Source organism: Pseudoalteromonas piscicida (assembly GCF_000238315.3).
Taxonomy (GTDB): domain Bacteria; phylum Pseudomonadota; class Gammaproteobacteria; order Enterobacterales; family Alteromonadaceae; genus Pseudoalteromonas; species Pseudoalteromonas piscicida.
Genome location: NZ_CP011925.1, coordinates 227840 through 240213, shown reverse-complemented (window position 1 = coordinate 240213; position 12374 = coordinate 227840). Strand labels below are relative to the sequence as shown.

Below are 12374 nucleotides of genomic sequence, written 5' to 3'. Positions count from 1 at the left end.
TAGTCTTCCATTTGTGTTAGCGTGCAGCGAACCCATAAATTAATAGGTTCGCTGGCGTTGCTTAAACCAATTTGCTTAATTAACCGTTGCGACTCGGCTTACCTTGCCCGAATCACTCACCGTTCTGAGTTGTACTTTAGATGACGCGGTCAATGTCACAGGCCCTTCATAGCGCTGCCATGTTACGCCTTGGTCAATCGAATACTCCGTAGCCATGCCAACAAACCGGGTATTGACGATTAACTTACCACCTTCAATCGCGCCTCCAGGTAATGGAATACGATAATTTACCCCGACCTGCTGTGGTATTTGAGCATTAATATCGACCACTTGGTAATAGTCCAATAGTGGTAGAGCGTATTGTCCTAAAGTGTTGGTAAAGGTGTGCCAAGCCTCGGTAGTCGCTGCACCTTGCGCTGGCATATCTTGCACCCATGCACGCTCAGCGGCCCCCAGTAATTTCGGGAAAGTCATATAATCAAGAATTTCTGGTGACTTTTGGTTTTCGCCAAAAAGTTGCGCCTGAATACCTTGAACATTTTGTTTACCCGCTTCGCTCAGTAACACCCATTTCGGATCCCACGGCACTGGATTGCCCAGCTTGTCATGCTCGGCGTTAGCGTAGATATTAAACGGACGATATTCAAACGCCTTTTTGGTATCTGTGTAACCTGCCCAGTGATAGCCTATTTCATCAGGATGTTTGTTATACGCAAGGTCAAGATACAAGTTTGTCGCATGGGCCAGCACGACTTTGTGACCTTGGTTAGCAAACTTGTAGGCCTGATGCTCATTGCCCCAACCCCACACGTTATTCCAAAACACGGGGAATATCTCACCGTAACTAACATTACCCGTACCATTGTGCGATAACACATCGCCCCAAGTTGCCATATCAAAACCATGCTGATTGACTATCTGCTTCCAGCGTAAAAAGAAGTAGTCAAACAGCTCTGCATCGGTTTTGCCCGCTGTAGCTGGGTTTTGATCGACCGCTGGAGATTGCGCCCACCATTCATTCGGACCTAAATGTGGCAGCTCGTCACCACCGCCATGCAGCCGAGTCAATGTCGCATCGGGCACGGCATCATAAATGGCGCGTGTTTCTTTCACCACATGGTTGAGGAAAGTAAAGGTGCTCTCAAGCGCTGGGTTAATAAAATTGTCGGTATAAAATTGTGGGGTGTAATACTGCGACTGGTCGAGCGGATCAATCAACCTAAAACGACTTGCTTCAACTGGGTCGCTATCTTTGTATTTGTTGTAGCGATATTCCATCGCTTTGATTGCTGCGCGCGCATGGGCTGGAAAATCATATTCGATGATCACATCAATATGACGGTCAGCGGCATACTGAAGAATTTCTTTAAAATCATTCACCGTGTAGTAGCCCCAGCCTTTACCGAGAAAGTTTTGCTGAGCAATTTCAAAGCCTTGATAACTAGGCGCGGTACCTAAGTTTGCAGCTGTTTCATCCGTGGGTTTATTTTCAATCCCATCTCCTGGCGCAAAGCCATTGGCAGCTCCCATAAACGTATGCAGCATCGTACTTTCGCTCAGGTCATATCCCCGCTTTGCTCCAAACTCCGTGAGTTCAGGAATACCGGGAATTTCTAGTCGCCAACCTTCATCGTTGGCAAGGTTAATTTCAAATTTGTTTAACTTGTAAAAAGCCATTAATTCTAACAACTTAAATACCGTTTCTTTGCTTTGGAAATTACGCGACACATCCAGCATCATGCCTCGATATTCAAACCGTGGTGCATCCAAAATAGTGCTAGCGGGTAGTACGGCATTGTCGGACAAAGTGGCTGAGTTTTTAGCCGTTTTATACACCGTGGTGGGGATCATTTGACGAAGTGTTTGAATACCATAAAACACCCCTTGGGCGTCATTTCCGGTAATGGTGATCCCCGAGAATGCATCGACTTCAAGCTTATAACCACTTGAGTCCGGCTGATTGTCTTGATTGGTATCGAGATTTGGGTCTAGCTGCAACTTGATAAGGTTCGGGCCATTTTGCACAGTGCTATTAATCGCAAATGTGCCACTCAGAATATCGCGCAGTGCAGTTTGTAAGAAGGTGGCTTCTTTAGCCAGTGAAGCTGGCGCTGAAATACTGGTTAATTGGCTCATCAAAGTTAAGAATTCATCATTTGGTGTTACCACTGAATGGGGCTGCGGAACCAAGCGATTTTTCAGCGGCAATGCCATGCGCATCGCGCTGTTTTCTGCGAATCGGATGGCGGACGTTTGCACCGGCATATTATCGTTAACCGCTTGCTTTGTTTGTTTTGGATCGCTTGGGTCCATCATCACGTCCACCAGCACAGCTTGAGGCGCTTGATTATTGTAGCTAATGTGAAAACCCGATGGTGAGTCGTTTTTCAGCATTTGCCAATACTGTGCAACGATTTCAATAGTACGAGACTCACCGGGTTGAATGGGGGCAAAACCCGCTACGGGCTTAAGTACAAAGTAATCACCACTTTTTGCGTCATCGGCATTTTCTAAACTTAGATTCTGCGCGGCAATATGCTGGCGCGCATACTGACCATTTGGATCTGAGTCTGGTAGTACGCTTGCAGGCGGCCTTACCGAGCTAAAATAAAGCGCCCAGCCAGACTCACCCAACGGCTCAAGACCATTATTAGTAATCGTCAGACTGCCAAGAAAGATATTCTCTCCAATGCCATGATCCACGACTTGCCAGCGTAATGCTAAGTTATCTGGGTGAGGATGTGCGACGCTATAGTAGCTCGCAGTCAACAAGGCTAAGCCTGACAGTGAGGCAGTAATTATCTGTTTTTTTGCAAACATGTTGGCTCCTAAAATATTGTTATTGTTCGGATAGAGCGCGTACTGCTGCCACTCTATCTATGTAAACGTTTGAGCCGAGGAAGTTGGGAATGGAATCATAAATAATGCCCTAATTACGAATTTAGCATTAGGGCTGGTGTGATTAATATACCGCTATTTCATCGATATACAGGGGAAGTTTGGGGATCTGGATATCGTCAGATTGCTTACTATTAATGGCCACCACCTTTAAAAAGCGCACACTTACAGGAGCAAACGACAACACCGATATGGGCCCACGCGGATTATTAACCTCAGCTAACGTTTGCCACTGTTGTTTATCACTTGAACCCAGCACTTGAATATGTGTTGGCGGGTGCAGTTGTCTATGTCGCCCGCTGTCAAAGCCCAGCTTAACCTGCTGCACTTGCGTTGACGCATCTAAGTCAATAACCGCCTCAAGATCGGTATCGTAAAAAATCGCATAATCATCAACGCTGTAAAATTGATCATAGGCAAATTGACCATCCTGCAGCTTAGTCGCAGAACCTTCGGCAGCTAGCGAGCCAAGCGTTATCTCTTTTCCAAGCGCTAAATGAGGCGAAAGCGTTAAACGCGCATCACCTACCAATTGCCCTAGATCGCTTACATAACTGCGGGCGCGAAGCTGCGTTTCGTCAGTTATCACTAGCGGCTTTTGATATTGCTGTGATTGTAGCGTTGGCTCGCTGCCGTCTAAGGTATAGTAAATAGCCGTGTTGGCAATTTCAGAGGTAATGGTGGCGATGAGCTGCTGTCCATTAATCTCACTTGAAATGATAGGCTTATGGCTACTATAAGCGGTATTAAGGTGCATCTGCTGGTAGCGTTTTAAAAGCGCGGGTAAACGATATTGGCTGTAATCAGACCACGACTTCTGTGTTTTATCCGACCACAATGTTTCGGCCAACGCACTCAAGCGCGGAAACAGCATATACTCGGCATGACGAGGTGTTTTTATATATTCAGTCCAAAGTGCACCTTGCGCACCAACAATAAAGGCTTGCTGCTCAGCGGTTAAGTGGCTGGGCTGCGGCTCATATTGATAAACGTTTTTTAGGCTTGAAAGCCCGTGGATAGCTTTAGGCTCGTCAAGATTGCGCGATTGATAGGCATCAAAATAAATATATTGATAAGGACTCATGATCACCTGATGACCCATTTTTGCAGCTTGAATGCCTCCTTCCGTGCCCCGCCAAGACATGATCACGGCGTCATCCGCTACCCCTCCTTCTAATATTTCATCCCAACCAATCACCGTTTTGCCAAGATTTTGGACGATTTTGGCGACCCGTTTAATAAAATAGCTTTGCACCTGCTCAGGTGTGGTTAACTGATGCTGTTGCATCAACTTTTTCACCTCGGGACTCTCTAGCCACTGCTTTTTTATCACCTCATCGCCGCCAATGTGGATATATTGGCTCGGAAATAGCTCAGCAACCTCTTTGTATACAACACCAAGAAACGCAAACACGTCTTCACGGGGACATAGCACATCTTCAAAAATCCCAAACTGCGGCTGCACCTTTACCGCGCGCTGGTGGCAAGATAACTCGGGATATGCGGCAAGCATCGCACTGCTATGCCCCGGAATATCGATTTCAGGGATCACTTCAATATGTCGCGCCTGCGCATACTCAATCACTTCCTTAATTTGCGCCTTGGTATAAAAGCCCGACACCGTTTTATTATCAAACAATGGTTGATAATCATAGGTATGACCAACCACGGTATGAGGCCGCGTTGCCCCAATTTCGGTTAGTTTAGGGTACGCATCAATGGCAATTCGCCAGCCTTGATCATCGGTTAGGTGCCACTGGAAGACATTGAATTTATGCATCGCCAACCAATCGATATAACGCTTCACAAAAGCCACATCGAAAAAGTGCCGACTCACATCTAAATGCATGCCACGGTAAGAGAATCTGGGCTGATCTTTTATTTCTACCGCAGGTATTGCCCAACTCGCCTGATTGATGGGCATACGCGACTCTATCTCAGCAGGGAGTAATTGTCGCAGCGACTGCATCCCCCAAAATAATCCGGTCGCAGTATTCGCTTGTATTTCAACCCCTTCAGGTGTCACGCTCAGCGCATATCCCTCTTGAGATAGCGGTGCATCGACAATCTTAAAGGCAATACTATTTTTAGTTGTGCTATCAGCTTGAGATACTGGCAACTGATAGCCCGTCGGCGAGCGCAAAAAGGTCGCTAATTGCTGCGCAACGCTTTGAGCTTGCTGCTGGTTAAAGGTAATTTTACTGTCATGGGTAAGGTTAAAGTGACCGTTACCAAAACTAGCACTCAGTGGTTTTGGGGTGATCTGTAGCGCTGCACAAAGTGGTGTGAGCAACAAAGAAAACAGCAATAAACTGCTTTGCAAAAATGTATAAAAGACACTCTGGTTCATAAATAACTTCCTGAGAAAAGCCCGCTTATAGCGGGCTTGAGTGAACTAATGAGCACTGGGCAGTGTGCAAATTAGCAAGGGAAATACAGGGCCTAATGACCTTTGCTATTTAATTTTTGTTCCCCTGAGTGAGTTTTGGTCGCGACGCTCGACTTGCTACATAGTGGGCTGAGCAAAAAGTTAAGCAACAATGAACTAAGCGCACTCAGGTGAACCCGATTAGGCCCTAAAAATTCAGCGTCAGCGATGCGCTGATGGTGCGTCCTAAGATCGGCCGAGCATAGTAATAGTCGTATCCTGCTTGAACATCGTTGATGGCACGCGGATTTCCTTCGGTTAACCCAAGTTCATCACTGATATTGGTCGCTTTCACATGCAGCGCAACCGCGTCGGTAAAGCGATAATTCACGCCCATGTCGATTGTGGTGTAGGCAGGAAGCTCAAACTTATTCTCACCGTCTGAGTAACGCTCTCCTAAGTGGTGAATGGTTAAATAGATATCACCATCGTCAAAGTAATAGGTTGGCGTTAACCTAAGCTGCACTTTAGGTGTGCGCTTCACTTGCTTGCCTTCCCAATGTGCAAATGCCCCGGTAAATCCTTCCATTTTTGGGTCTTGTAACACGCCTGTCAGCTCAAGCTGTAAATTGTCATGCGCCTGCCACACTGTTTCAAACTCAAGACCATCGGTGACAGTGTCTATCGTTTGATTCGCCACCTCGCCATTGCTGCCGGTAAAATTACGCTCCACTAAGTCATTAAATTTAGTTCTAAACAAGGTCAGTGATGCACCAATTGAATCGCCAGCATAGCGAGTACCCAATTCGCTAAAGGTTAGATTAACGCTGTCATTAAAGTCGGCATCAACCCCTGAGTGAATGTTCTGACCAAAGCTCATTAACCTTGGCATTTCAAATGCATCGGCATAACGACCAAATACTGACACATCATCCGAGAAGGTATAATTGAATCCGACCGTCCATGCGGTTTCGGTTTCGCTACGAGTTTTTGACAGGAATTTGTTTGACGGCATGTCGACGTAATTGTTGGCAAGATTGTTATCTATGTCATTACCAGCGCTGTCAAAAGCGCCCGCAACAGGCTGTGCAAATGAGGTTGCGGAGGCGGTGCTATCTAGCTCCAACCACTCAATCCGAACCCCGCCATCAATACGAAGGTTATCGGTTGCTTGATATTGTTCATTGATAAATAAAGAGTTGGAAGTACTGGTACCATAAGCGGTTGCCTGACCCCAACCAGGAGCATAACCCGTTGAGCCGTGGTCAGTTAGTTGACCAACCACTTGCTGATTGCTGTTAACTGCAACAATATCGAGTAATCGAGCATTGTCTTTTACTTCCGTTAAAAACTGCGACTCCCATTTATCAACTGGCAAGGAGTCCGCATCTACATAGGCAAATAACCACCCTATGGTCAGCGTATGCTGATCACCTTCATAGGTAAAATTGAGCTTATTAACAAACTGCTCGGCATCATAGCGCGAATAAAGCGGGTAGCTTGTGGTGACTAAGCCGTTTCCGTTTAAATTGCTGACATCTGTCAGTATTTCACCACTATCGACGTATCGATACCGTGCGGCAACGGCGCCATCACTGGCAAACTGGTCCAGCATATTTTGCACATCTTGCTGCCCAAGTCGGGTATTGGCATTGACGAGCGTCGAGTTATCGAAGTTAAGCAAAATATACATGTCGTTTTCAAACTGTGAGTAACGGCCAGCTGTATTTAGCAGCCAACGGTCGCTTAACTCCCAGTCTAAGTGATAGCCTAGCGTACTAAACTTGGTATGCTGCCCATCTTTAAGGTCTCGTGTTTTATAGCTGCCATCAGGCTGTAAATAGTGTAAAAAGCGCTGACCATTACCAATTAAGGTGCCATGTTGTGGGTCGACACCAGCAATGCCTTTAGGGTCACTTTGATCTCTAAGCGGAATAGGCACAAAGAAAGTGGTATGGTCATTGAGGTGTTTGGCAGACAGCGTGAGTTGGCCTTTATCAAACTCACGCACTAAATTGAGTCGAAGTTGGCCGCCGTGATCTGCGGTAAACTCTGTGTCCCTCACGCCATCAGAACGACGATATGAGCCACCTATCGACATTTTCCAGTTGTCACTAATGGGTGTGCCATAAAAGAACTCGCCGCGATACATGCCGTAATCGGCAGCAGTTAGGCGGATCGTCGCTTCTTCAATGTCATCTGGTTTACGGGTAATAAAGTTTACTAATGCCGCGGGGCCGTTGGTGGTTAGTAGGCCTGAGGTGCCCCCACGAACCGCTTCCATATGTTCAATCGTGATATCTTGACGCTGATAAAAATCAACCCAAACGCCGTCGTATACCACAGGTAGCCCATCTTCTTCAACGCCGATATAACGGAAGCCTTCACCGCCACGTAGTCCTCTAGGTGCTACATTATTGTTGGTTTCACCACCTGAATCTTCAACCCAAAAGCCTGGCACGCTTTCCAGCAGATCCGCCGTACCTAGAGGTGCTTCTCGCGCTAACTGTTCGGCATTTAAGGTGGTAATTGAGACCGATGATTCCAATTTAGTCTGGCCGCGCCCACCGCTGCCAGTCACGACAATTCGCTCAAGGTCGAGTAGTTTCTTTTTTTCTGTAGTTTCTTGCGTCTCTTTCGCTTGTGCAACCGCAGTGTGCGAACCCAATAACGCGCCACTGATAGCAAGCGCAATAAGGTGTTTGTTATAACGAGATGTATTATTGCTCATGGTATTCCCTTCATTCTTGTTGTTGGCAGAGCAAGTGAGTGAAGCTCTGTAAATCTATAAACGAACGAAGGGAAAGTTTTAGGAATATTTTTAAGCAAATAAACAAAGAGAAGTAACTTTTTGATACTAAGAGGCAAAAGATAATATCGCCAAAGGTTATAATTTCAATGTAGTAAATTGCTGTATTCTGTTACTTGACAATTGCAATTTTTAGAACTACATACCATAGACTCATAAGGAAATAAAAAACGCCTTCATGAGCCGCCCCACTTGCGCATATAAACAAGGTGAAAGCTTCGTTAGCTTGCGGGTTGCAGTGGGTATTTAACCTGAATTTTTGTACAATTAACGATAAGGAATTCTGTTATGAAAGTATTATCCACTTTAATTATACTAGTATTCAGTGCTTGTGCATTGGCAACTCAAACTACAAATGAGCCTTCCATTCAAACTCAAGTTGAACTAGATAATTTACTTATCAACAATCAGCAACCAATTCATTTAAACTTGGTGTCGTCAACAAGTAGAACTCCTCCTTCGTGTGACTGGAGTGAGTGTGTTGACAATTGTGATGAATCTCGAAAAGATTGCCTCAAAGGTAGCAACTCTTCTAAGTGCGGCCCTATTTACGAGCGTTGTAAAGAACGCTGTAACAAGCGCTGTAAATAGAAGCAGGCATTAGAAAGTGATATATATAGGATATAGTATATTTGCCTTAGTACTGGGGTGCTTTATTGGCGCGTCAAATACCCCAGTCGTTGCTTCTTTTTTTGCGGTTGTCGCTGCTTTATTAGGTACTATTTTTGGCGTTATTAAGATTGAGGTTAATTCACCGACTAAGCAGAAACTTAACTTACTCGGTGCATTAATTGCAATATTTTCAGTATCATTACTCATTGGCGCAATCATTGGGGAAAAATATCGAAACTATGAAATACCACTAAAGCAAAAAATAGTTCCGTGGGAAGGAAAGCAAGCACCTTCTAATACGTATGAAGCGCTCGACTGGATAATAACCGCTAAGAAACTCTCGGCGCTTGGATATAGCACGAATCAAATATCAGAATTGTATGACATTAGGCTAATTGAAAAAGTAAGACTGGAAAAAGTCATTGCTCAAGAACAAGAAAGTCGAAATGACTGTTATTCACTTGAAAATACCGCTATATATAACCAATCAAATCCATTTCACACCATGCTTCCGGATAATTTAACAACACCGAAAAAAGCCGCAGCAAGAGGCCCTGCTAGTGAGAAAGACAATTAATCGCTCTGAGCTTAGCTTTCAGAATTAATAATTTCTCATCCAGAAATTAACGAAGTGTTAGGCAGATAGCAGGTGGTGCACTTGGATTTATGCACCAACAAGAACCTTCAAAACTAATTTTGACCTAATCTGCGCCGCTCTACGCTCATGTGGGTAATGAGAATAGGGGTGATCTCGGACTCTGGAGCGGGAGCAAAAAGGTGGTTGCCTTGGATAAGGTGACAGCCATTGAGATTAAGAGACTTAGCTTGCAACGCGGTCTCAACACCTACCGCTACACATTCTACATCCAAGCTCTTTGCCATCTGTACAATCAATTTTGCAATATCATTTTGTGAGGCAACAGACTGAGGGGTCGCAAGGAAAGCTGGTGGAATTTTAATGGTTTCAAACGTGAGCTTTTGCAAGTACAGCATGCTGGTATGCCCAACACCAAAATGATCAATTGAGATCCGCATGCCGGTTTGCTCTAATTCCGCCATCACTTCCGGTGCTTTATCAAGTAGTTCTATCAGGTCAACTTCTTTGATTTCTATTTCAATTTGCCGAGATGGCAACTGATGTTGCGCAGCCTGCTCCATAAAGTTTTTTATTACTGTTTTATTGGTGAGTTCAGCAAGCGAAAAATTAAAGCTAACCACAAGATTATCGTACTCGTAAAACCATGTTTTCATCGCCTGAAAGGCCAGTGCTCTGAGCTGTTGCCCAATTTCTACCATCAGATCGCCATCACATGCCGCTTCAAAAAAGTCTTCAGGTACCAACAATTGTTCATCTTGCTGCCACCTTGCGAGCACTTCAAGTTTTTTAATCTTGCGGGTATGCGCATCGACAATAGGCTGATAATAAGGAATAAACTCTCGATTATCTAACCCCTGAATGATCCGACTTTCTTGCACTAAACGCTGCTCCGACTCGTGATCTAGGCGTGCGTTATAAAATTGAAACTCCGTTTGTGTGGCTTTTTTAGCTCGATACATTGCGGTATCAGCATGCTTTAGCAAAGCTTCCGTGTTGTCACCATCATCAGGGTAAATTGCAACGCCAGCACTCACCGTGGCTTTTAGACTCACTTGGCGCAAACAATATTGTCCATTAACGCTACTCAATACTTTACTCACCACCTTACGTACATATTTTTTATCTTGGATCCCGTCAATGAGTAACACAAATTCATCGCCTCCCATTCTGGCAACGGTGTCGCATCCTCGAATTTGCTGAGTTAATCGACTCGCAATTTCTTTAAGTAATAAGTCGCCATAATCGTGTCCCAGTGAGTCGTTAATTTTTTTGAATTTGTTGACGTCAATAAATACCAAAGCAAACTGGTGACTCATGCGCTTAGCTCGTTTACATGCCTGCACTAAACGGTCATGCAGCAATAAGCGATTGGGTAACCCAGTTAATGCATCGTGATGGGCAAGGTGATTCATTTTTTTCGCCATTAATCTCGACTCTGTCACATCTTGAAAGACCATTACAGTGCCTAGGTAGCTGCCATCTTTAGCTATAATAGGTGAGAAGGAATCTTGGATAGCAAAGGTAAGGCCAAGATGATTGGTAATGGAAGTGAGTTCAGGTAAACAAATGGTATGGCCTTGCTTTAGACAAAGTTCAGGAAATTTATTCACCGAAGCTTTGGTTTCTTCGTGATACATAGACATAACATCATCAAATCGCCGCCCGACCACTTCTTCATTTAACATCGCGAGAATGGCTTCTGTGACTGGATTAATATAAGTGATCACGCCATTTACGTCTGTACAGATCACGCCATCACCAATAGAGCTCAGCGTCACTTCGAGCAATTCTTTTTCTTCTTCTAGTGCCTGAGCGAGGCGATTTTCTCTGTTGCTAGTATTAAAATAACAGAGATATCCTGTAACGGTACCCGCGACTTTAATTGGTAAAGCAACAGGACTAATAACTTTGCCACTGTGTTTGGTCGTGCAATTACCATAACTTTGCGTTACGAGCGCTTCGAACATGCTTGTTGCACCACTCTTGCCCTCGCTATGGATGTTACCGCTCACCGCGATTAAATTTTCAAGTTTTAACCCTATTACTGAGCTGCCAACACCCAGTATGGATTGCATTTGGTCATTGGCTTGTAGGATAACGCCGTCGCTGTCTAATACCATTTGTGGCACGGTAGAGCCATCATCAACCATAATTTTATTAGTATCTTGTGCTTGCCACCAAAGCAGCGCGACAAACAAAAAAACTAAAGCGCTGATGATGATATAAGTAACAGGTGACAGTAAGTATAGGCCCAATTTATCGGCCATAAGCATGGTTAAGGAGAGTAAAATACCAACAACTAAGAATATCCGTCTCATTGCCTAATCAAACCTAAGTATGGTGATGATGCATTTAGCGGTGTTTTGTACAATGATTGCCCTTGCCACCTGCACTTCTACGCTAAACCTAAACCCATTAGATAAGTCTATTGGCTGATTACGCAATAAGTAGGTATCAAACACAAAGAGATGTTTGCATCAGTGTTTAATAACTATTGTTCACAATAGCAACGAATTCAAGTTTTTATCTGATCTGAAAACGAAAGATTATTGCAGCAAAACCTCTGTATTACGTGTGCTGTAAAGGGGCTTTACAGCACACCGTTTGGTTATTTAAGCTGAGGTTTGAATAAGGGATGTGTTAACTAATTATTTTTAAGCTCAGGTTATTTAGACCACACCGCAAATTCATTGCCGCTCGGCTCAATAAAGTGAAAGCGACGACCGCCAGGAAATTCAAATATAGCCTTGCTTATCTCTCCGCCTGCTTGCTCTACTTTGCTTTGCACCGCTTCCAATTCATCGCTGTACAACACTACGAGCGCTCCACCTTGCGCTTGTTTAGAAGACACATCGGCTCGGAAAAAGCCGCCGTCAAGGCCTGAGTTTGCAAACGCAATATAATCTGGCCCGTAAGATTCAAATTGCCAATCAAACACCTGCTCGAAGAAAGCTTGTGTTGCTATTAAGTCTTTTGCTGCTAATTCTACATAGTTTATATGGTTGTTCATTTTTTATTCCTTTTAAAATCTGTGCTTCATTTATGCTGTTATCGCCTAATAGAAAGCATTTTGTAGTCGCTTCTAAATC

6 protein-coding genes are annotated in these 12374 nt (G+C 44.5%); 1 reads left to right on the top strand and 5 read right to left on the bottom strand.

All coding sequences use genetic code 11. The features are described 5' to 3' along the window. Positions 1-75 precede the first annotated feature (75 nt). From PPIS_RS20530 to PPIS_RS20520, 3 genes are all read right to left on the bottom strand, one after another. Positions 76-2820, bottom strand: coding sequence for a family 20 glycosylhydrolase (locus tag PPIS_RS20530; RefSeq protein ID WP_010375739.1), 2745 nt, complete (start codon positions 2818-2820; stop codon positions 76-78). Between the two features lie 142 nt (positions 2821-2962). Then, complete coding sequence (locus PPIS_RS20525) at positions 2963-5248, bottom strand: beta-N-acetylhexosaminidase (protein WP_010375736.1); 2286 nt, start codon at positions 5246-5248, stop codon at positions 2963-2965. A gap of 226 nt (positions 5249-5474) precedes the next feature. Further along, positions 5475-7997 (bottom strand): TonB-dependent receptor domain-containing protein, encoded by a 2523-nt coding sequence (locus tag PPIS_RS20520; protein ID WP_010375733.1) that lies wholly within the window; start codon positions 7995-7997, stop codon positions 5475-5477. A gap of 685 nt (positions 7998-8682) precedes the next feature. Here PPIS_RS20520 and PPIS_RS20510 point away from each other — a divergent pair. Continuing rightward, entirely contained in the window at positions 8683-9264 is a 582-nt protein-coding gene (locus PPIS_RS20510) for a hypothetical protein (protein WP_010375730.1), read from the top strand. A 113-nt stretch (positions 9265-9377) separates the two neighbouring features. On the opposite strand, the gene PPIS_RS20505 is transcribed toward PPIS_RS20510, so the two are convergent. Continuing rightward, the gene (locus PPIS_RS20505; protein ID WP_248694187.1) at positions 9378-11603 is read right to left on the bottom strand and encodes an EAL domain-containing protein; all 2226 of its coding nucleotides are present in this window, start codon (positions 11601-11603) and stop codon (positions 9378-9380) included. 347 nt (positions 11604-11950) lie between these two features. Next, positions 11951-12295 (bottom strand): VOC family protein, encoded by a 345-nt coding sequence (locus tag PPIS_RS20500; protein ID WP_010375725.1) that lies wholly within the window; start codon positions 12293-12295, stop codon positions 11951-11953. Between the last annotated feature and the right edge of the window lie 79 nt (positions 12296-12374).

Coding starts and splice junctions, on each gene's coding strand:
- PPIS_RS20520 (WP_010375733.1), bottom strand. CDS start 7,997: ATGAGCAATAATACATCTCGTTATAACAAACACCTTATTGCGCTTGCT.
- PPIS_RS20500 (WP_010375725.1), bottom strand. CDS start 12,295: ATGAACAACCATATAAACTATGTAGAATTAGCAGCAAAAGACTTAATA.
- PPIS_RS20525 (WP_010375736.1), bottom strand. CDS start 5,248: ATGAACCAGAGTGTCTTTTATACATTTTTGCAAAGCAGTTTATTGCTG.
- PPIS_RS20505 (WP_248694187.1), bottom strand. CDS start 11,603: ATGAGACGGATATTCTTAGTTGTTGGTATTTTACTCTCCTTAACCATG.
- PPIS_RS20530 (WP_010375739.1), bottom strand. CDS start 2,820: ATGTTTGCAAAAAAACAGATAATTACTGCCTCACTGTCAGGCTTAGCC.